This window comes from Streptomyces sp. WAC05292 (assembly GCF_003949955.1).
Lineage (GTDB): Bacteria > Actinomycetota > Actinomycetes > Streptomycetales > Streptomycetaceae > Streptomyces > Streptomyces globosus.
This window is the reverse complement of sequence record NZ_RPSE01000083.1, coordinates 1-20,133: the sequence shown is the minus strand read 5'-3', so window position 1 is coordinate 20,133 and position 20,133 is coordinate 1. Positions and strand designations below refer to the sequence as shown.

The window sequence follows — 20,133 nt, the reverse complement described above, 5'->3', positions numbered from 1 at the left end:
GACCGGGCCCAGCCCGGTCGCGCCCTCCGAGTCCGGCCCGGTCCCGCCCGCCGTACCCGGCCCGGTCGGGCACGCGGAGTTCAGCGCCGTCTCCGAGGCCGAGTCCGGCCCCGTCGCGCCCGCCGAGTCCGGTCTGGTCCCGCCCGCCGAGTCCGGCCCGGTCCCGCCCGCCGTACCCGGCCCGGTCGGGCACGCGGAGTTCGGCCCCGTCTCCGAGGCCGAGTCCGGCCCGGTCCCGCCCGCCGGGGCCGGCCCCGTGTCGCTCGCCGGGGCCGGCCCCGTGTCGCTCGCGAAGGACGGCCCCCTGCCGGCCGCCGGTTCGGGCGAACGTCGCGCCGACGCCCGGCCGGTCCCGCCCGCGGCCCTGGCTGCGGCGCCGGCCGGTGCCCCGGAGGAGCCGCCCGCCGCACCCGGGCCGGCGGTGATCCCCGCGCAGGGGGGTCCGGCGGTCGCGGCCGGGGACGAGTCCGGCCCGGCGGAGGCCGGGCGGCGTGCCTACGATCCGTGGCAGGCGGGGGCGTTCAGCGTGCCCGACCAGGGCGCGGCGGCTCGGGGGACGGTCGTACGACTGCGGCACGCCGTGGCCCTCGGGCTCGGGATCGCCCTGCTCGCCGGCGGAATCGGCGGCTGGCTCGGGGTGCTCGCCGAGCGGCGCAGCAGCACCCGCCTCGAACTTCCGCAGGCCGCCGCCGAGAGCAAGGACCGGGCGCCCGGCAGCGTCGCCGGCATCGCCGCGACCGCGCTGCCCGGCGTCGTCACCCTGCACGTCCGCGGCAGCGGAGGCGGCAGTGGAGGCGGCGGCACCGGCACCGGGTTCGTCCTCGACGGCCAGGGCCACATCCTCACCAACCACCACGTCGTGGCCGGAGCCAAGGACGTCACCGTCACCTTCAGCACCGGCGAGAGCACCACCGCCTCCGTCGTCGGCCGCGACAGCGGATACGACCTCGCCGTGGTCCGCGTCACCGGCGTCCGCGGGCTGAAGCCGCTGGCCCTCGGCAACTCCGACGGCGTCCGGGTCGGCGACCCCGTCGTCGCCATCGGCGCCCCCTTCGACCTGTCCAACACCGTCACCGCCGGCATCATCAGCGCCACCGGCCGGCCCATCACCGCCGGCGGTGACAAGGACGGCAGCGACATCAGCTACGTCGACGCCCTCCAGACCGACGCGCCCATCAACCCCGGCAACTCCGGCGGCCCGCTCCTCGACGCCCAGGGCCGCGTCATCGGCATCAACAGCGCCATACGCGGAGCCGAGAAGACCGGGTCCGACCGGCAGAGCGGCAGCATCGGCCTCGGCTTCGCCATCCCCGTGAACCAGGGCAAGCGCGTCGCCGAGGAGCTCATCCGCACCGGCCGGGCCACCCACCCCGTCATCGGCGTCACCCTCGACATGCAGTACACCGGCGCCGGCGCCCGCGTCGGCGCCCAGGGCGAGGGCGGCAGGCCCGCCGTCACCCCCGGCGGGCCCGCCGCCCGGGCCGGCGTCCGACCCGGCGACGTGATCACCGAGGTCGACGGCGTGCGCGTGTACGGCGGCGACGAGCTCATCGTCAAGGTCCGCGCCCGCCGCCCCGGCGACCCGCTCCGCCTCACCCTCCTGCGGGACGGCCGCGAGCAGACCGTCCGGCTCGTGCTCGGCTCCGCGGAGGGGTCGTGACCCGCTGCCGAACCGGGGATGATGGAGGACCGATGTAGGGCCCGGGGCGCCCGGCCGGGTACCGTGGTCGTGGCCCGACGTGGAGAGAGCCGAGGAGCGGCAAGGTGTTCAACGACATAGGCGCACTCGAGCTGGTCACCATCGTGGTCCTCGCCATCCTCGTCTTCGGACCGGACAAACTGCCGAAGGTCGTCCAGGACGTCGCCGGCTTCGTCCGCAAGATCCGCGCCTTCTCCGACAGCGCCAAGCAGGACATCCGCTCCGAGCTCGGACCGGACTTCAAGGACTTCGAGTTCGAGGACCTCAACCCCAAGACGTTCATCCGCAAGCAGCTCTCCACCAACGAGGACCTCCGCGACATCCGCAGCAGCTTCGACCTCCGCCAGGAGCTGAACGACGTCACCGACGCCGTCAACGGCCGCGACCCGGAGCCCGCGCAGGCCCCCGCCGCCTCCGGCCCGGACCTGGTGAAGAAGCCCGCCGCCCCGTCCTCCGAGCAGCGCACCCCGTTCGACGCCGACGCCACCTGAGCCCCGTCCTGCCCGGCGATCCGGGGTCCGGTGGCTATCCTCCATGAGTCCGGACCCAGGACGCCCGAGGGGGGCGGGCCGTTCCGGACCCCACGGAACGAGAGGCCCCATCGATGGAGACGACGAGCAGTAGCCGGGTCGGCGCACAGCCCGCCGAAGCACCCGAAGCACCCGCCGCCGCACCGCAGACGGCTTCCGCCGCGCCGGCTTCCCCTGGTACGGGCTGGACGGCGCCTTCACCGGACACCGCTGGCTGATGCAAGTCGGCACCGGCGCCGACGGCACCGTCGAGCACGGCTCCACCGGCCACGGCGACGAACCGTCCGTCCGCGGCGAACTCGCCACCGGCGAGAAGGAGCGCTTCGCGGTCGTCGTGACCGTCGCCGCGAACCCGCTGCGCCGCAGCGGCGACGGCACCGGCGTCCTGGAGGCCACCTCCGTGTCCTCCGCCGCCTGGCTGGCCGGCTCCGGCCTGCTGGCCTACAGCTGGCCCGGCCAGATGGACCACACCCTGCGCGACGACTGGCTGGAGCAGCAGACCGAGGCGGCCTGGGAGCTCGCCGACCACCTCGACGGCCCGGACTGGTCGACGCTGTCGCTGCCCGTCGACGGCGAGCCGACGCCCTTCCACTACCGCGAGTCCGAGTTCGGCTGGGTCCTCGCCGGCACCACCCCCGCGGGCGTCCACCTCGGCGCGTACGGGCGCGGCATGAGCGCCTACGGGATCGGCTTCGCCGTCATCGGCGACCTCGCCGCCTACGAGTAGCCGCACCCCGGACACGGCGAAGGGGCACCGCCGCCGGCGGTGCCCCTTCGCCCCGAATGCCTCAGAACTTGTTGCGCGGGGTGATCCCCAGCGACATGCCGGCCAGGCCGCGCGCCCGGCCGCCCAGCTTGCCGGCGATCGTGCGCAGCGCCGCGCCCGCCGGGGAGTCCGGGTCGGACAGGACGACGGGCCTGCCCTCGTCGCCGCCCTCGCGCAGCCGGACGTCGATCGGGATGGAGCCCAGGACCGGCACGGTCGCGCCGACCGTCTTCGTCAGGCCGTCGGCGACCTTCTGGCCGCCGCCGGTGCCGAACACGTCGACCATCTCGTCGCAGTGCGGGCACGGCAGCCCGGACATGTTCTCGACCACGCCGACGATCTTCTGGTGGGTCTGGACGGCGATGGAGCCGGCCCGCTCGGCGACCTCCGCCGCGGCCTGCTGCGGCGTCGTCACGACGAGGATCTCCGCGTTCGGCACGAGCTGCGCCACCGAGATCGCGATGTCGCCGGTGCCCGGCGGCAGGTCCAGCAGCAGCACGTCCAGGTCGCCCCAGAAGACGTCCGCGAGGAACTGCTGGAGCGCGCGGTGCAGCATCGGGCCGCGCCAGACGACCGGCGCGTTGCCCGGGGTGAACATGCCGATCGAGATGACCTTCACGCCGTTCGCCGACGGCGGCATGATCATGTTCTCGACCTGGGTGGGCTTCCCCTCGACCCCGAGCATGCGGGGCACGCTGTGGCCGTAGATGTCGGCGTCGACGACACCGACCTTCAGGCCGTCCGCCGCCATCGCCGCAGCCAGGTTCACCGTCACCGAGGACTTGCCGACGCCGCCCTTGCCGGACGCGACCGCGTACACGCGGGTCAGCGACCCGGGCTTGGCGAACGGGACCTCGCGCTCGGCGGTGCCGCCGCGCAGGGTGGCCGCCAGCTCCTTGCGCTGCTCGTCGCTCATCACGTCCAGCGACACCTCCACGGAGGTGACCCCGGGGACCTTCGCGACCGCGTCCGAGACGTTCTTGGTGATGGTCTCGCGCATGGGGCAGCCCGACACCGTCAGGTAGACCGTGACCGCGACCGCGCCGCCGTCGCCGATCTCCACCGATTTGACCATGCCGAGCTCGGTGATCGGCCGGTGGATCTCGGGGTCGTTCACCGTCGCCAGCGCGTCCAGGATCGCGTCCTGCTCGGGCACGGCGGCGGAGCTTGTGTCGGTAGCCATGCGTCGATGGTACGGCTCGGTAGCGTGCCTCCGGAAAGGCCGCTAACGGTCGCCTTCGTCACTCTCCTGCGGGAACATCCGCCGCTCGTCCATCTCCTTGATCAGGTCCTGGAACTCCGAGCGGATCCAGTCGCGCGTCGCGACCTCGCCCAGGCCCATCCGCAGCGCCGCGATCTCCCGCGTCAGGTACTCGGTGTCGGCGATGGACCGCTCGTTCTGCTTGCGGTCCTGCTCCAGGTTGACGCGGTCGCGGTCGTCCTGCCGGTTCTGCGCGAGGAGGATCAGCGGGGCCGCGTACGAGGCCTGCAGCGACAGCATCAGCGTCAGGAAGATGAAGGGGTACTCGTCCCAGCGCAGGTGCGCCGGCGCGAACACGTTCCACAGCACCCACACCACGATGACCAGCGTCATCCAGACGATGAACCGGCCCGTGCCGAGGAAGCGCGCCACCCGCTCCGACAGCCGGCCGAACGCCTCCGGGTCGTACACCGGCAGCAGCCGCCGCCGGTCCGCCCGCGGCTGGTCCAGCCGGACGCGCGACCGGGTCAGCGCGCTCGACCCCGTCGGGGAGGGCCGCGACCGCAGCCGCTCGGAGACCTCCTCCTCCCGGCCGCTCAGCCCGTGCTCCCGCGCGTCCTCGCGCGCGTGCTCCCGCGCCAGCTCGCGCCGCACGCGCGCCTGCTCGCGGCGCCGCTCGCGCGCCGGGTCGCCCCGCCGCTCACCGCCCACCGGAGACCTCCTCGGAGTGGAGGTCCGTCTCCCGCCAGTCGTCCGGCAGCAGGTGGTCCAGCACGTCGTCCACGGTCACCGCGCCCAGCAGCGCGCCGCCCTCGTCGACGACGGGCACGGCGACCATGTTGTACGCGGCCAGGTAGCTCGTCACGGCCGGCAGCGAGGCGTCCGGCCGCAGCGGCGGCAGGTCCGTGTCGACGATCGAGCTGACCAGCGTGAACGGCGGATCGCGCAGCAGCCGCTGGAAGTGCACCGTGCCCAGGTACTTGCCCGTCGGCGTCTCGTCCGGCGGCCGGCACACGTACACCTGCGCCGCCAGCGCCGGCGACAGGTCGGCCTGCCGGACCCGCGCCAGGGCGTCCGCGACCGTCGCGTCGGGCCGCAGCACGATCGGTTCCGTCGTCATCAGGCCGCCCGCCGTGTTCTCCTCGTACGACAGCAGCCGGCGCATGTCCGCTGCGTCGTCCGGCCGCATCAGCGTCAGCAGCCGCTCCTTGTCGTCCTCGGGCAGCTCGGACAGCAGGTCGGCGGCGTCGTCCGGGTCCATCGCCTCCAGGACGTCCGCTGCGCGCTCCTCCTTCAGCTTGCCGAGGATCTCGACCTGCTCGTCCTCGGGCAGCTCCTCCAGGACGTCCGCGAGCCGGTCGTCGTCGAGGGCGCTCGCCACCTCGGCGCGCCGCTTCGGCGTCAGGTGGTGCAGGACGTTCGCCACGTCCGCCGGGCGCATCTGCTCGAAGGTGGCGACCAGGTTCTCGGCGCCCTGGCCCTCCTCCTCCAGCGAGAAGCCGGTCACCGCGGACCACTCCACGGTCAGCGTCTCGCCGCGGCGGCGCAGCGCGCCCCCCTTGCCCTTGCGCACGAAGATCTTGTCGATCTCCCAGTCGCGGCGGGCCGGCAGCTGCTGGATGGCCACGTCCAGGACGGTCGCCTCCTCTCCGGTCGCGGTCAGCCGCACCCGCCGGTCCAGGAGTTCGCCGAGGACCAGCCGCTCGGTGGGCCGCTGCTCGAAGCGCCGCATGTTCACCACGCCGGTGGTGATGACCTGGCCGGACTCCACGCCCGTCACCCGCGTCATCGGCAGGAAGATCCGGCGTCGGCTGACCACCTCGACGACCAGCCCCAGGAGCCGCGGCGGCCGCCCGCCGACGCGCAGCATCGCCACGAGGTCGCGGACCCGGCCCACCTGGTCGCCGTTGGGATCGAAGACGGGCACACCCGACAGATGCGAGACGAAGATCCGCGGGGCGCCTCCGGCCATTCCAGCGCCTCCCAGTGCGTCGATCCACGGTCCTGCCTGCCGCCCCTCAGGCTAGCCCGTGGGGTGCGGGGCCGTCCTGGTGGGGCCGTCCGCCCGGGGTGCGCCGCCGGCGGCCCGCCCCCGACCCCGGGCACCCTCCGACCACGGGCCTACGGGCGGGTACGCTGCCTGCTGCCCCAGGAAGCACGACGAGAGGCACCCGCCCGTGACCGCCCATTCCCCCGCCGCACGGCTGCGCCGCGCCGCCGTCGCCGGTGTCGTCTTCGCGGGCCTGGCCGTCGCCGGGACGGGCTGCGGCGCGGACCCCGACGAAGGCACCAACGGCGTAGGCAAGCTCTCCGCGGGCCAGATCGAGGGCAAGGCGAAGGCCGCCGCCGGCGCCGCCTCCTCCGTGCACCTGTCGGGCACCCTCGTCAGCAGCGGAAAAACCTTCACCCTCGACATGCGCCTCGGCAAGGACGGCGGCTCCGGCGAGGTGAAGTCCAAGGAGGACACCTTCCAGCTGCTCCGCGTCGGCGACCAGCTCTACCTCAAGGCGAGCGCCGCCTTCTGGGGGACCTCCGAGGCGGCCGGGAAGCTCGGCGACAAGTACGTGAAGGTCCCCGAGAGCGACCCCACCTACAAGCAGTTCCGCGGCTTCACCGACATGCACGTCCTGCTCGACGGGCTCCTCGGCCTCGACGGCAAGCTCGCCAAGGGCGAGTACACCAAGGTCGGCGCCACCCGCGCCGTCCAGGTCACCGCCGACCAGGGCAAGGGCGGCAAGCTGGCGGTCTCCCTGGAGGGCACGCCGTACCCGCTGCGGATGGAGCGCGCCGGCGGAGCGGGCACCGTCGACCTGAACGAGTGGGGGCAGCCGGTGCAGCTGGACCCGCCCCCCGCGGACCAGACCCTCGACTACGGCTCCCAGCTGCCGACGACCAAGGAGTCCGGCGGCGGCAGCGGCAGCCCGGCCCCGGCGCCGACCGGCAAGGGGTCGGGGCAGGGCTCCAACCCGGCGGGGTAGTAGCCGGAGCCCGGAGCCCCTACGCCTCGCGGGCGGCCTTCCTCCGCTTCAGCAGAAGCTTCGGCAGCCCGGCCGGGATCGGCCGCCGCGTCACCGCCGGCGAGCCGACCGGCACCGCGGCCAGCGACCCGTCGGGCAGGTCGGTGCTCGCCGCGACCGGCTCCAGGCGCAGCACCCGGCACTCGCGCGCCCAGCGCGCCGTCATCTCCTCGGAGTCGGGGGCGTTCAGCCGCTTGCCCTTCAGCTCCGCCACCGCCGCCTCCCACGCGTCGCCGCCGGGAGGCAGCTCCCGTACGGCCGCGGTCCAGGCCACGAGCCGGCCTCCCTTGTCCTTGCTGCGGACGGTGACCTCGGCCGTCGTTCCGTCGGCGAGGCCCGGCAGCGGCTGCTCCCCGGGGCCGTCGCCCAGCACGTGCGCCGCGCCGTCCACCCAGGCGTGCCACAGGGCGCGGTCGGCGCCGGCGCCGCGGACCCAGATCAGGCCGGACTTCTTGGTGGCCTCCTCGACGAGGGCCAGGTCGAGCGTGCTGAGAGTCATGCGGACCAGGGTAGGGGAGGGCCCGTGCGGCCCGGACGGGCCGGGCGGCCGCCGCCCCGCGGGGTGCTACAGCCAGCCGTGGCGGCGCAGCGCCCGGTGGATGGTGAAGCAGATGCCGACGATACTGGCCATCACCATCGGGTAGCCGTACTCCCACTGGAGCTCGGGCATGTGCTCGAAGTTCATCCCGTAGACGCCGCAGATCATGGTCGGCACGGCGATGATGGCCGCCCAGGAGGTGATCTTGCGCATGTCCTCGTTCTGCGCGACGGTCGCCTGGGCCAGGTTGGCCTGGAGGATCGAGTTCAGCAGCTCGTCGAAGCCGACGACCTGCTCGTGGACGCGCGCCAGGTGGTCGGCGACGTCGCGGAAGTACTTCTGGATGTCCGGGTCCACCAGCCGCATCGGGCGCTCGCTGAGCAGCTCCATCGGCCGCAGCAGCGGGGCCACGGCCCGCTTGAACTCCAGCACCTCCCGCTTGAGCTGGTAGATGCGGCCGGCGTCGCCGCCGCGCGCGACGCCCTTGGCGGGCGCGGCGAACACCGCGTTCTCCACCTCGTCGATGTCGTCCTGCACGGCCGCCGCGACCGCGATGTACCCGTCGACGACGTGGTCGGCGATCGAGTGCAGGACCGCCGAGGGGCCCTTGGCCAGCAGTTCGGGGTCGTCCTGGAGGCGGTGGCGCAGGCCCCGCAGCGAGCCCTGCCCGCCGTGCCGGACCGTGATCACGAAGTCGGGGCCGGTGAAGCACATCACCTCGCCGGTCTCCACGACCTCGCTGGTCGCCGTGAGCTCCGCGTGCTCCACGTAGTGGATCGTCTTGAACACCGTGAAGAGGGTGTCGTCGTAGCGCTCCAGCTTCGGCCGCTGGTGGGCGTGGACGGCGTCCTCCACGGCGAGCGGGTGCAGGCCGAAGACGGCGGCGATCCCCGCGAACTCCTCCTCCGTCGGCTCGTGCAGGCCGATCCAGGCGAAGCCGCCGTCCTCGCGGACCCGCCGGATCGCCTCACGGGGCGTCAGGCAGGCCGAGCCCAGCGCGCGGCGGCCGTCGCGGTACACCGCGCAGTCGACCACGGCGCTGCTCGCCGAGGGGTCGCGGGTGGCGTCGTAGCCGGGCTGGACGGGGTGGGACCTGCGCAGCGCCGGTCGGACGGCGGCACGGAGGTAGGGCAGCATCGACATGGCAGGCTCCTTCGCACGCACGGCCGCAGGCCGTACGGGGTGGGAGATCCCTCCGGTGGACGCGGACTGCCGGCGGCGGGCGCACCGGCAGGGCGGAGGGAAAGGGACGGGAGGACAGACGTTCCGCCGTCGCTCTTCTGCTGATCGGATGATCAAACGGGGCAGGGTGCTCCCGTACCAGGTGCGGAAGAGCGATTGGTACTGCACGATCGACTTCGGTCCACGGCAGTCCCCACCTCCTCCGGCCGGTCCCCCGTGGGGGACGTCCTGTCGCCGGGGCCCCGAGGCACCGCTTCTGCGGTGCGGCCCCGACCAGCGGTCAACACTATCAGCCGACGGATGGTCAAGACCCGCCCTTTACCCGCCTGATACGAGTTCTATGCTCGGCGCATGGCAGAAATTCTGGCTCTCGTCGAAGCCCGGCTGCGCAGCGCCCTCGGCGAGCCCGACGCCCGCGCCGCCGTCACGTTCCTCGGCACGGACCGCATCGAGGTGCTCCGCTTCACCGGGGACGGCCTCGTGCGGTACGCGACCCTCGGCATGTCCGCGTCCCCGATGACCGACCCGACCGCCGTGGTCGCCGACCCGCTGCGCGGGCCGCGGGCCGAGCTGGTGCTGACGGTGCGGGCGGGCCTGGCACCCACCGACCGGGTGCTGCGGCCGCTCGCCGTGCTCGCCGCCTCGCCGCAGGTCGAGGGGCTGGTGGTGGCGCCCGGCGCGTCGCTCGACGTGGGCGAGCCGCTGTGGGAGGGCGCGCCGTTCACCTCGGTGCTCGTCGCGGAGCCCGGCGGGCTCGTCGAGGACCTCGAACTGGACGAGCCGATGGAGCCGGTGCGGTTCCTGCCGCTCCTGCCGATGACCGCGAACGAGGCCGCCTGGAAGCGGGTCCACGGCGCGGCGGCCCTCCAGGAGAGGTGGCTGGCGCGGGGGACGGACCTGCGCGACCCGCTGCGTACGGCCGTGGCGCTGGAGTGAGGCATCCGACCGGGTGATCGTGTCTTGACGGGGCGCCGGGCGGGGAGGAGCGTGGCTACCCATGAGGGGCGAACCGAGTTGCCCGAAGTGCGGTGGCCGGGTCAGGGCGCCCGGACTCTTCTCCGACTCCTGGCAGTGCGCGGTGCACGGCGCGGTGCACCCCCTGCAGCCCGTGGTCCCGCCCAGCGTCGAGGCCCTGGGGGTCGTCGTGCACCGGGCCCGGGTGCCGGTGTGGATGCCGTGGCCGCTGCCGGTGGGGTGGCTGTTCACGGGGGTGGCTGCGGCGGGCGACGACCGCAGCGGGGGCAGGGCGACCGCCGTCGCCTGCTCCGGGCCCGGACCGCTGGGCGGCCCCGGCGAGTTGGTGCTGATCGCGGAGGAGCTGGGCGTCGGGCTGGGCTCCCGCTACGCCGGCATCGACGGCCCCGATCCCGGCTCCGCCATCGACGTCTCCTCCCCGCCGCACGCCAAGGTCGTCGCGGGCGGCCGGCCGACACCGCTGTGGCACGTGAACGGGGCCCCGGAGGACCGGGCCGTCTTCGCCGGGGAAGCCCGGGGGCTGTGGCTGTGGGCCATCGCCTGGCCCGAGCAGTCGGGCCTCCTGATGTACGACGAACTGGTCCTGACGGACCTGCGCGAGGCGGGCGCCGAGGTGGAGATGCTGCCCTGCGGGGCCCTCAGCCCGCGGATCCTCGGCCTGTAGGCGTCCGCGCCGTCGCCGTCGCCGTCGCCGTCGCCGTCGCCGTCGCCGCCGCCGCGGCCCGCGCGGGGCGGCCGCCCGGGCGCCGCGGAGGACCGGGGGGCGGAGGGGGCGCGGCCGGGCGTTATCCTGGGGTGTCCCCGCAACCCCGACCCCTGGAGCCATGGCCGTGCGCATCGACCTGCACGCCCACTCCACGGCGTCCGACGGGACCGACACCCCCGCCGAGCTGGTCCGCGCCGCGGCCGCCGCCGGGCTGGACGTCGTCGCGCTCACCGACCACGACACCGTCGCGGGACACGCCGAGGCCGTCGCGGCCGCCCCGGCCGGGCTGACCGTCGTCCCCGGCATGGAGCTCTCCTGCCGCCTCGACGGCATCGGCATGCACATGCTCGCGTACCTCTTCGACCCCGAGGAGCCCGAGCTGGCCCGCGAGCGGGAGCTCGTCCGCGACGACCGCACGCCGCGCGCCCGCGCGATGATCGCCAAGCTGCGCGGCCTCGGCGTGGACGTCACCTGGGAGCAGGTCTCCCGGATCGCCGCCGGCGGCTCCGTCGGCCGGCCCCACATCGCGACCGCGCTCGTCGAACTCGGCGTCGTGCCCACCGTGTCGGACGCGTTCACCCCCGACTGGCTCGCGGACGGCGGGCGCGCCTACGCCGAGAAGCACGAGCTCGACCCGTTCGAGGCGGTACGCCTGGTCAAGGCGGCCGGCGGCGTCACCGTGTTCGCGCACCCCGCCGCCGTCAAGCGCGGCCGCTGCGTGCCCGAGTCGGCGATAGCCGAACTCGCCGCCGCCGGGCTGGACGGCATCGAGGTCGACCACATGGACCACGACGACGCCACGCGCGCCCGGCTGCGCGCCCTGGCCGGCGACCTCGGCCTGCTCGTGACCGGCTCCAGCGACTACCACGGCAGCCGCAAGACCTGCCGCCTCGGTGACTACACCACCGACCCGGAGGTCTACGGCGAGATCACGCGCCGCGCGGCGGGGGCCTTCCCCGTCCCGGGCGCCGGCGGAGACACGCGCGCGTAAGGCCGCCCCGCCCGGCAGCCGCCGGGCCTGCGCCCGCACGCCCCGCCCCCAGCACCCTCCTGCGAAACACCCCTCTCTCTGCAAGGCATCACTGTGTTCGACTTCGCCGTCTTCGGATCCCTATTTCTCACGCTTTTTGTGATTATGGACCCTCCGGGGATCACGCCGATCTTCCTCGCCCTCACCTCCGGCCGCCCCGTCAAGGTGCAGCGCAGGATGGCCTGGCAGGCCGTCTGCGTGGCCTTCGGCGTCATCGCCGTCTTCGGCATCTGCGGCCAGCAGATCCTCGACTACCTGCACGTCTCCGTTCCGGCGCTGATGATCGCCGGCGGTCTGCTGCTCCTGCTCATCGCCCTCGACCTGCTCACCGGGAAGACGGACGAGCCGAAGCAGACCAAGGACGTCAACGTCGCCCTCGTCCCGCTCGGCATGCCGCTGCTCGCCGGACCGGGTGCGATCGTCTCCGTCATCCTGGCCGTGCAGAAGGCCGACGGGGTCGCGGGGCAGGTCTCGGTCTGGGCCGCGATCGTCGCGATGCACGCGGTCCTGTGGCTCACGATGCGCTACTCGCTGGTGATCATCCGGGTCATCAAGGACGGCGGCGTCGTCCTCGTGACGCGGCTCGCGGGCATGATGCTCTCCGCCATCGCCGTGCAGCAGATCATCAACGGCGTGCTCCAGGTCGTCCGCGGCGCGTGATGCCCGGCGCGCCCGCGCATGCGAACGCCCCCGCACCGGATGGTGCGGGGGCGTTCGGCGTGTGCGGGCGAAGCGTCAGGAGGACGCACTCTCGGCCGGTCGGATCAGGATGCGCTGGCCGATCGAGGCCGCCTGCTGCACGATCCGGTTGACGGAGGCCGCGTCCACGACGGTGCTGTCCACGGCGGATCCGTCGACATCGTCCAGGCGCAGAATCTCGAAGCGCACGGCTTCTCCCTTCGTCAGTGTTCTCCTTGCACTGTTCCAACCAGGGGGAGGAGGCAAACATTCCCTACGCTAAATAAATTTTTTCCCAGGCTAACTACTTCTGGTCCGCGGAGGCCCAGAACGACACCAGTGCCCTGGCCGTGGCCTGCGGGTTCTCCGCATTGGGGGAGTGCTCCGCCCCCGGCACCACCACCCGCCGCGCCCCGAGCCGATCCGCCATCTCGTCGAGCAGCGGCACCGGCCACGCGTAGTCCACCTCGCCGGAGACGACCATCATGGGCAGGCCCACGGCGGCGAGCCCGTCCACCCGGTCCGGCTCGGAGACCAGCACCCGCCCCGTGGCGATGAGCTGCTCCGGGACGGTGGCCAGCCAGCGGCCGCGCAGGAACTCCTCCAGCTCCGGCGCGTCCGGCTCCGCGTCCTCCGGATCGTAGGAGCGCATCGCGGTCCACACACCCGCCATGTCCTCCCGCATCGCCTCCAGGGCCGCCACCAGCAGCTTCGTCCGCGCCTGCTGCTCCTCGGAGATCGCGCCCGGCCCGCTGCTCATCAGCGTCAGCGAGGCGAACGGCGCCGCGTCCCGCAGGACCGCCGCCCGCGCGACCAGGCCGCCCAGCGAGTGCCCCAGCAGGTGGAGCGGCCCCCCGCCGCCGAGCGCGGCGGCCTGCGCGAGGACATCGCGCGCCAGCTCCTCCAAGGCGTACGCGGACTCCTCGCGCGGCCCCGGCGTCTCGTGCTGCCCGCGCCCGTCGACGGCGACGACCCGGTATCCGGCCGCGGCCAGCGGCTCCAGCAGCCCGATGAAGTCCTCCTTGCTCCCGGTGAACCCGGGAACCAGCAGGGCGGTGCCGCGCTCCGGCGCCCCCGCCTCATGCACGGCGAAGTCGCCGCGGGCGGTGGTCAGACGGTACGCGCGGGCGTCGGACGGGAGGGTCAGGCGGGGCGGCTTGCTCATGGCCCGAGGTTACCGGCCCGTAGGAAGCCGCTCACTCCGAGGGGCGGGCCGCCCCGGGAACGCCGGGGGCCCGGCCCCCCGAGCGGGGAGCCGGGCCCGTGGCACGGTGCTGTGGGGGCTCTACGCCTCCGCGGCGGGCGCGACGGCCTTGCGGGTGCGCGTGCGCTTCGGCTTGGCCGGAGCCTCCTCGGCGGCAGCGGCGGCCTCGGCCACCGGAGCCTCCGCGGCCGCGGCCGCCTTGCGCGTGCGGGTGCGCTTCGGCTTGGCGGGGGCCTCCTCGGCGGCCTCGGCCACCGGGGCCTCCGCGACGGGCGCGACGGCCTTGCGCGTGCGGGTGCGCTTCGGCTTGGCCGGGGCCTCCTCGGCCACCGGGGCCTCGGCGACCGGGGCCGGCGCCGCGGCCGGAGCGGCAGCGGCCTTGCGCGGGGCGCGCGTGGTGCGGCGGGCCCGGACGGGCTCGGCCGGCGGCGCGATCTGGAAGTCCGGCTCCGGCCCGGCCGGCAGCACCGGCGCCGCGACGGGCGCGGCCGCGGCCGCCGCCAGGATCGAGGTCTGGGTGGGCTTGCGGGTCCGGGCGGCCCGGCGCGGCGCCGCAGCGGCCTTGGCCGGCGCGGCCTTGGCGGGGGCCTCGGCGGCGGGGGCCTCGACCACCGGCGCCTCGACGACCGGCACCTCGGCGGCCGGCACCTCGGCGACGGGCGCGCCGGCGACCGGAACCTCGACGGCCGGAGCCGCGGCGACGGTGGCCGCGGCGGCCTCCGCCGCCGACACCCGGGTCCGCCGGCGGCGCGGCCTGCGCGGCTCGTCCGCGGCGGGCGCCTCGGCGGCGGGGGCGTCGGCCACAGCGGCGGGAGCCGCAGCGGCCTCGGCCGCCGCGGCCACCTCGGCACCGCCGCGCGTACGGCGGCGCTGGCGCGGGGTCCGCTCCCGGGCCGGGCGCTCCGCCTCGGCGGAGGCCGCCGGACGGCGCTCGCCGCGGCCGCCCCGGCCGCCGCGGCCGCCGGTCTCGCCCAGGTCCTCGATCTCCTCGGCGTCCAGGCCGGCCCGCACGCGCTCGGCGCGCGGCAGGACACCCTTGGTGCCGGCGGGGATCCCCAGCTCCTCGTAGAGGTGCGCGGAGGTGGAGTACGTCTCGACCGGGTTGTGGAAGTCGAGCTCCAGCGCCTTGTTGATCAGCTGCCAGCGCGGGATGTCGTCCCAGTCGACCAGCGTGATCGCGGTGCCCTTGTTGCCCGCGCGGCCGGTGCGGCCGACCCGGTGCAGGAAGGTCTTCTCGTCCTCGGGCGTCTGGTAGTTGATGACGTGCGTCACGCCCTCGACGTCGATGCCGCGCGCGGCGACGTCGGTGCACACCAGGACGTCGACCTTGCCGTTGCGGAACGCGCGCAGCGCCTGCTCGCGCGCGCCCTGGCCCAGGTCGCCGTGGACGGCGCCGGCCGCGAAGCCGCGCCGCTCCAGCTGCTCGGCGATGTCCGCCGCGGTGCGCTTGGTCCGGCAGAAGATCATGGCGAGTCCGCGGCCCTCGGCCTGCAGGATGCGCGACACGAGCTCCGGCTTGTCCATGTTGTGCGCGCGGTAGACGCGCTGCGTGATGTTGGCGACGGTCGCGCCCTCGTCGTCGGGCGAGGTGGCGCGGATGTGCGTCGGCTGCGTCATGTACCGGCGGGCCAGGCCGATAACGGCGCCCGGCATGGTCGCCGAGAACAGCATCGTCTGCCGCTTGGCCGGCAGGTGGTTGATGATCTTCTCGACGTCGGGCAGGAAGCCCAGGTCGAGCATCTCGTCGGCCTCGTCCAGCACCAGCGCCTTGACGCGCGAGAGGTCGAGCTTGCGCTGGCCGGCCAGGTCGAGCAGGCGGCCGGGCGTGCCGACGATCACGTCGACGCCCTTCTTGAGCGCCTCGACCTGCGGCTCGTACGCGCGTCCGCCGTATATGGCGAGGACGCGGACGTTGCGGACCTTTCCGGCCGTCAGCAGGTCGTTCGTCACCTGGGTGCACAGCTCGCGCGTCGGGACGACGACGAGGGCCTGGGGGGAGTCGGTGAGCTGGTCGGGCGTGGCCCGGCCGGCCTCGACGTCCGCGGGGACGACGACGCGCTCCAGCAGCGGAAGGCCGAAACCGAGCGTCTTGCCGGTTCCGGTCTTGGCCTGTCCGATGACGTCCGTGCCGGAGAGGGCGACGGGAAGGGTCATCTCCTGGATGGGGAAGGGGGTGGTGATGCCGACGGCTTCGAGGGCTTCGGCGGTCTCGGGAAAGATCCCGAGGTCTCGGAACGTAGTCAGGGTGCTGCCTCTTCTGTGAGACGCGGCGCGAGGCGGCGAGGGGGTCCACCGTGCCGTGCTTGCCGTACTGCGACGTGCGAAGCTGCGCGGGACCACTGCCTTCGCTCAAGCGCTTGAGCCGCTGAGGGGGCCCCTCTCGGACGCGGTACGCATGGACGTACGCATCACCGAGGGCGGTCGGGTTGGAGCCGATCGGGCCACCGACCGGGCATCCTCATTCGGATGGCCCGCCGAGTATCCGGCAGGCGCATTACCACTGTACCCCGGATTCCCGCAGCCGTGTCGGGTGAATTCACCTGGTCGTCGTGTCGCGGTGGCGAGGACGTCGTGCGACGCGGTGGCCTCGGGGTCCCCGGGGCGGGCTATTGTGCGGACCATGTCGACCGTAGAAAACGCAACGCCCGCCGACGACGGCGCCTCCGCCGGGTCCGGCGGCATCGCCGCCCAGGACTGGGCGACCGCCTCGGCCTCGCCGCAGTACCGGGCCGCCGTCGTGGACCTCCTGGGCGCGCTCGCGTACGGCGAGCTGGCCGCATTCGAGCGCCTCGCGGAGGACGCGAAGCTCGCGCCCACCCTCGACGACAAGGCCGAGCTCGCCAAGATGGCCGCCGCCGAATTCCACCACTTCGAGCGGCTGCGGGACCGGCTCGCCGCGATCGACGCCGAGCCGACCGCCGCGATGGAGCCCTTCGCCAAGGGCGTCGACGACTTCCACCGCCAGACCGCCCCGTCGGACTGGCTGGAGGGCCTGGTCAAGGCGTACGTGGGCGACTCGATCGCCAGCGACTTCTACCGCGAGGTCGCCAGCCACCTGGACGCGGACACCCGCGCCCTGGTGCTCGGCGTGCTCGACGACACCGGCCACGGCGGCTTCGCCGTGGAGAAGGTCCGCGCCGCCATCGAGGCCGACCCGCGCTGCGGCGGCCGGCTCGCCCTGTGGGCGCGCCGCCTGATGGGCGAGGCGCTCTCGCAGGCGCAGCGGGTCGTCGCCGAGCGCGACGCCCTGTCCACCATGCTCGTCGGCGGAGTCGACGGAATGGCGGCCGGCTTCGACCTGGCGGCCGTCGGCGAGATGTTCGCCCGCATCACCAAGGCGCACACCAAGCGGATGGCGGCCCTCGGCCTGGCCGCCTGACACAGGCGGTTCCGGCTCCTGCCGTACGGCGGCCCCGGCGCGCGCACCGCGCACCGGGGCCGCCGCGTCACGATCCGCCGGAGGGCCCGCCGGGCGGGCGGCGTCCGGTGCGGGAGCGGTGCGCGCGGGGACGGTCAGCCCCGCGACGGGAGCGAAAACGGAGCCCGGCGCGGGCCGCCGGAGGACCCGCCCGGCCGCAGCAGCAGCGACAGCACCACGGCGGACACCAGCACCGCGCCGGCCAGCGTCGCCATCGGACTGGCGTGCCCCGGGCCGAGCGCGTACCCCGTCAGCCAGGCCCCGAACAGGGCGCCGAGCACACCGCTGGTGAGCACCACCCGCGCGGCGGGCAGGCGCCGGGCGAGCAGGCGCACCGCCCCTGCCGCCAGGGCCAGGCCCAACAGGGCGGAGCCGAGCGCTTCCAGCAGCAGCATGAGGGCCTCCCGCAGGCCGGGGCCGAACCAGGTCAGAGCCGTCCTACCCGAAGCGGAAGACGCGGAAACGGCCCGGCGGAATCAACCGCCGGGCCGTTTCGGCCAGTTCCCGGGCGCCCTGGGGGCGACCCGACACCGGGTCAGAGCGCGCCGAAGCCGACCTTGCGGACGTTCGGCTCGCCCAGGTCCACGTACGACAGGCGGTCGGACGGCACCAGGACCCGGCGGCCCTTGTTGTCGGTGAGGCTGAGCAGCGGCTCCGAACCGGTCAGCGCGGCCGAGACGATGCGCTCCAGCTCCTCGGCGCTCAGGTCGCTCTCCAGCACGATCTCCCGGGGTGCGTGCTGCACGCCGATCTTGACCTCCACGGCTTCGTCCCTCCGACGGTCGTTGTGCGCGATCAGCCGCGCCGTACCGGTCCACATTAGCCCGCAGAGGGGACGGGCGAGCCGTGCTCCGGGCACGCTCGCAGCGAACAGCGCGGGGCGGCGCCGACCGCGCCGGCCGGCACCGCCCCGCGGCCGGTCAGGAGGCCGGGCCCGCCGCGGCGCCGTCCGCGCCGTGCAGGGGGAAGCCGGCGATGCCGCGCCAGGCCAGCGACGTCAGCAGGCCCACCGCCTTGTCGCGGGCGACCGGGCTCTCGCTGGACAGCCAGTACCGGGCCACCACCTGCGAGACGCCGCCCAGGCCCACTGCCAGCAGCATCGACTCGTCCTGGGACAGCCCCGTGTCCTCCGCGATCACGTCGGAGATCGCCTCCGCGCACTGCAGCGACACCCGGTCGACGCGCTCGCGCACCGCGGGCTCGTTGGTCAGGTCGGACTCGAACACCAGGCGGAACGCGCCGCCCTCCTCCTCCACGTACGCGAAGTAGGCGTCCATGGTCGCGGCGACGCGCAGCTTGTTGTCCGTCGTCGACTCCAGCGCCCCGCGCACCGCCTGGAGCAGGTTCTCGCAGTGCTGGTCCAGCAGCGCCAGGTACAGGTCCAGCTTGCCGGGGAAGTGCTGGTAGAGCACCGGCTTGCTGACCCCGGCCCGCTCGGCGATGTCGTCCATCGCCGCCGCGTGGTACCCCTGCGCGACGAAGACCTCCTGGGCCGCGCCCAGGAGCTGGTTGCGTCGGGCTCGGCGCGGCAGGCGCGTGCCCCGAGGACGCGCTGCCTCCGTCTGCTCGATGGCTGTCACGCCGCCTCCCACTTTCTCTCATGCACAGTGCGCTCTGCGCCGCGCCCGCCATCGTACTTTTCGGTAACCGCATGCGGGGGGTTCCGGCCGAGTTTTCTCGCTCTGCGGACCACCCGGAGGCGCTGGTCAGGACGCCCTGGCGGGTTACCGGGCGGTAGTGGGCTGCGGTGGACGGCTCAGCGGTAGTCCTCCTCGTCCAGGGGCACCACGCGCGCCTGCTCGACGGCGTCGCCGTCGGTCGCCTCTCCGCGCTCCACCCCCGTGACGCGCTCGTCGTCGTCATCGGGCCGGATCTCCGCCAGCTGCTCGGCCGCGTCGGCCTCCGGCGCCTCCGCGTCCAGCGACTCCCGGAACTGGCGCCGGAAGCTGTCCGGCTCTGCGGGGTCGACACTCATCTGGCTCTCCCCTTCCCTCACCCCTGGTCCTGCCTACCCCAAAGCCTAGGAGGATCGCGCGTGCACCGCTACGCGGCCGTCCCCGGCCTGTGACGCCGAACACAAGAGTCCGGACGTGATCGTCTCGTAACATTGCCCCCATGTCTTCGACCGAGCTCCCGGGTGTGCGCTCCGCCGCCGAGCCGTCCTCCCGGGCCGGCGCCGCCCGGGTGGCCGAGGGGGAGCAGCTGCGCACCGACCGGCTGCCGGGCCTGGAACTCGCCGTGCGGTTCCGCCCCGCCACCGCCGGGACCGGACTCCCGGCCGCCCTGTTCGTGCACGGCCTCGGCGGCTCCTCCACCAACTGGTCCGCCCTCATGGCCCGCCTGGAGGACCGCGTCGACGGCGAGGCCGTCGACCTGCCCGGCTTCGGCTGGTCGCCGCCGCCCGCCGACCGGAACTACTCGGTCACCGCGATGGCCCGCGCCGTCATCCGGCACCTCGACGCCGCCGGCCGCGGCCCCGTCCACCTCGTCGGCAACTCCCTCGGCGGCGCCGTCACCACCCGCGTCGCGGCCGCCCGCCCCGACCTGGTGCGCACCCTGACCCTGGTCTCGCCCGCCCTGCCCGAGCTGCGCGTGCAGCGGTCGGCCGTGCCGACCGGCCTCCTCGCCCTCCCCGGGACCGCGGCGCTGGTCGAACGGCTCACCCGCGGGCTCACCGCCGAGCAGCGCACCCGGGGCGTCACCGAACTCTGCTACGGCGACCCCTCGCTGGTACCGCCGGAGGCCTTCGCCCAGGCCGTCGAGGAGATGGAGCGCCGCATGGCCCTCCCCTACTTCTGGGAGGCGATGAGCCGCACCACCCGCGGCATCGTCGACGCCTACACCCTCGGCGGACAGCACGGACTGTGGCGGCAGGCCCAGCGCGTGCTGGCCCCGACGCTGCTCGTCTACGGCGGCCGCGACCAGCTCGTCTCCTACCGCATGGCCCGCAAGGCCGCCGCCGCGTTCCGCGGCTCGCGCCTGCTGTGCCTGCCCGCCGCCGGGCACGTGGCGATGATGGAGTGCCCCGACGTCGTGGCGGGGGCGTTCCGGGAGTTCCTGGACGACACCGGGAAACATGTCCGATATACCGACGACGGCAGAGGCTGAGCACCTTGGGACGACACAGCCGCAAGGGCCCCGCTCCCGCAGGCCGGCCCCCCGAGGCCGCCCCCGCCACGACGTCGGGGC

General features: G+C 74.4%; 22 protein-coding genes. 10 read left to right on the top strand and 12 right to left on the bottom strand.

Annotation, left to right across the window (positions count from 1 at the left end; all coding sequences use genetic code 11):
• From EF903_RS12480 to EF903_RS12470, 3 genes are all read left to right on the top strand, one after another.
• The coding region (locus EF903_RS12480; protein WP_312845916.1) for a trypsin-like peptidase domain-containing protein at positions 1-1,660 on the top strand (1,660 nt) is incomplete at its 5' end.
• Positions 1,661-1,764: 104 nt separating this feature from the next.
• Positions 1,765-2,190, top strand: a complete 426-nt coding sequence (locus EF903_RS12475) for a sec-independent translocase (protein WP_125543277.1) — start codon at positions 1,765-1,767, stop codon at positions 2,188-2,190.
• Between the two features lie 256 nt (positions 2,191-2,446).
• Complete coding sequence (locus EF903_RS12470) at positions 2,447-2,956, top strand: hypothetical protein (RefSeq protein WP_260615118.1); 510 nt, start codon at positions 2,447-2,449, stop codon at positions 2,954-2,956.
• Between the two features lie 61 nt (positions 2,957-3,017).
• Here the strand turns inward: EF903_RS12470 and EF903_RS12465 are convergent, their stop codons facing one another.
• The 3 genes from EF903_RS12465 to EF903_RS12455 form a co-directional block, all read right to left on the bottom strand.
• Positions 3,018-4,133 (bottom strand): Mrp/NBP35 family ATP-binding protein, encoded by a 1,116-nt coding sequence (locus tag EF903_RS12465; RefSeq protein ID WP_125543282.1) that lies wholly within the window; start codon positions 4,131-4,133, stop codon positions 3,018-3,020.
• Between the two features lie 87 nt (positions 4,134-4,220).
• Positions 4,221-4,763 carry a DUF1003 domain-containing protein gene (locus EF903_RS12460; protein ID WP_260615122.1) on the bottom strand — a complete coding sequence of 181 codons (543 nt, stop codon included), beginning with the start codon at positions 4,761-4,763 and terminating at the stop codon, positions 4,221-4,223.
• Positions 4,764-4,896: 133 nt separating this feature from the next.
• On the bottom strand, positions 4,897-6,168 hold the full coding sequence (locus EF903_RS12455) for a magnesium transporter MgtE N-terminal domain-containing protein (protein ID WP_125543276.1): 1,272 nt from the start codon (positions 6,166-6,168) through the stop codon (positions 4,897-4,899).
• 205 nt (positions 6,169-6,373) lie between these two features.
• Here EF903_RS12455 and EF903_RS12450 point away from each other — a divergent pair, with 205 nt between their 5' ends.
• Positions 6,374-7,174 (top strand): hypothetical protein, encoded by an 801-nt coding sequence (locus tag EF903_RS12450; RefSeq protein WP_125543275.1) that lies wholly within the window; start codon positions 6,374-6,376, stop codon positions 7,172-7,174.
• Between the two features lie 19 nt (positions 7,175-7,193).
• Here the strand turns inward: EF903_RS12450 and EF903_RS12445 are convergent, their stop codons facing one another.
• Positions 7,194-7,712 carry a hypothetical protein gene (locus EF903_RS12445; RefSeq protein ID WP_125543274.1) on the bottom strand — a complete coding sequence of 173 codons (519 nt, stop codon included), beginning with the start codon at positions 7,710-7,712 and terminating at the stop codon, positions 7,194-7,196.
• Between the two features lie 66 nt (positions 7,713-7,778).
• Positions 7,779-8,894 carry a magnesium and cobalt transport protein CorA gene (locus EF903_RS12440; RefSeq protein WP_125543273.1) on the bottom strand — a complete coding sequence of 372 codons (1,116 nt, stop codon included), beginning with the start codon at positions 8,892-8,894 and terminating at the stop codon, positions 7,779-7,781.
• A gap of 390 nt (positions 8,895-9,284) precedes the next feature.
• Between EF903_RS12440 and EF903_RS12435 the strand changes: the two genes are divergently transcribed.
• The 4 genes from EF903_RS12435 (at position 9,285) to EF903_RS12420 (ending at position 12,304) form a co-directional block, all read left to right on the top strand.
• On the top strand, positions 9,285-9,869 hold the full coding sequence (locus EF903_RS12435) for a suppressor of fused domain protein (RefSeq protein WP_125543272.1): 585 nt from the start codon (positions 9,285-9,287) through the stop codon (positions 9,867-9,869).
• Positions 9,870-9,930: 61 nt separating this feature from the next.
• Complete coding sequence (locus tag EF903_RS12430) at positions 9,931-10,572, top strand: DUF6758 family protein (RefSeq protein ID WP_125543271.1); 642 nt, start codon at positions 9,931-9,933, stop codon at positions 10,570-10,572.
• 166 nt (positions 10,573-10,738) lie between these two features.
• Positions 10,739-11,605, top strand: a complete 867-nt coding sequence (locus tag EF903_RS12425; protein ID WP_125543280.1) for a PHP domain-containing protein — start codon at positions 10,739-10,741, stop codon at positions 11,603-11,605.
• A 93-nt stretch (positions 11,606-11,698) separates the two neighbouring features.
• The gene (locus EF903_RS12420) at positions 11,699-12,304 is read left to right on the top strand and encodes a MarC family protein (protein WP_114054039.1); all 606 of its coding nucleotides are present in this window, start codon (positions 11,699-11,701) and stop codon (positions 12,302-12,304) included.
• A gap of 75 nt (positions 12,305-12,379) precedes the next feature.
• Here EF903_RS12420 and EF903_RS33995 read toward each other — a convergent pair whose 3' ends face one another.
• The 3 genes from EF903_RS33995 to EF903_RS12410 form a co-directional block, all read right to left on the bottom strand.
• Positions 12,380-12,532 (bottom strand): hypothetical protein, encoded by a 153-nt coding sequence (locus EF903_RS33995; protein WP_174250346.1) that lies wholly within the window; start codon positions 12,530-12,532, stop codon positions 12,380-12,382.
• Between the two features lie 94 nt (positions 12,533-12,626).
• On the bottom strand, positions 12,627-13,487 hold the full coding sequence (locus EF903_RS12415) for an alpha/beta fold hydrolase (RefSeq protein WP_125543270.1): 861 nt from the start codon (positions 13,485-13,487) through the stop codon (positions 12,627-12,629).
• Between the two features lie 120 nt (positions 13,488-13,607).
• Entirely contained in the window at positions 13,608-15,680 is a 2,073-nt protein-coding gene (locus EF903_RS12410; protein WP_260615115.1) for a DEAD/DEAH box helicase, read from the bottom strand.
• Between the two features lie 466 nt (positions 15,681-16,146).
• Between EF903_RS12410 and EF903_RS12405 the strand changes: the two genes are divergently transcribed.
• Positions 16,147-16,905 carry a ferritin-like fold-containing protein gene (locus EF903_RS12405; protein ID WP_114058456.1) on the top strand — a complete coding sequence of 253 codons (759 nt, stop codon included), beginning with the start codon at positions 16,147-16,149 and terminating at the stop codon, positions 16,903-16,905.
• Positions 16,906-17,039: 134 nt separating this feature from the next.
• Here EF903_RS12405 and EF903_RS12400 read toward each other — a convergent pair whose 3' ends face one another.
• From EF903_RS12400 to EF903_RS12385, 4 genes are all read right to left on the bottom strand, one after another.
• Positions 17,040-17,339 (bottom strand): hypothetical protein, encoded by a 300-nt coding sequence (locus EF903_RS12400; RefSeq protein ID WP_390335531.1) that lies wholly within the window; start codon positions 17,337-17,339, stop codon positions 17,040-17,042.
• A 140-nt stretch (positions 17,340-17,479) separates the two neighbouring features.
• Positions 17,480-17,707, bottom strand: coding sequence for a DUF3107 domain-containing protein (locus EF903_RS12395; RefSeq protein ID WP_185902632.1), 228 nt, complete (start codon positions 17,705-17,707; stop codon positions 17,480-17,482).
• A gap of 157 nt (positions 17,708-17,864) precedes the next feature.
• On the bottom strand, positions 17,865-18,524 hold the full coding sequence (locus EF903_RS12390; protein WP_125543268.1) for a TetR/AcrR family transcriptional regulator: 660 nt from the start codon (positions 18,522-18,524) through the stop codon (positions 17,865-17,867).
• A 176-nt stretch (positions 18,525-18,700) separates the two neighbouring features.
• Complete coding sequence (locus tag EF903_RS12385) at positions 18,701-18,919, bottom strand: hypothetical protein (protein WP_125543267.1); 219 nt, start codon at positions 18,917-18,919, stop codon at positions 18,701-18,703.
• A gap of 140 nt (positions 18,920-19,059) precedes the next feature.
• Here EF903_RS12385 and EF903_RS12380 point away from each other — a divergent pair, with 140 nt between their 5' ends.
• A complete protein-coding gene (locus EF903_RS12380; RefSeq protein WP_125543266.1) occupies positions 19,060-20,052 on the top strand; it encodes an alpha/beta fold hydrolase in 993 nt (330 codons plus the stop codon).
• Positions 20,053-20,133: the final 81 nt, after the last annotated feature.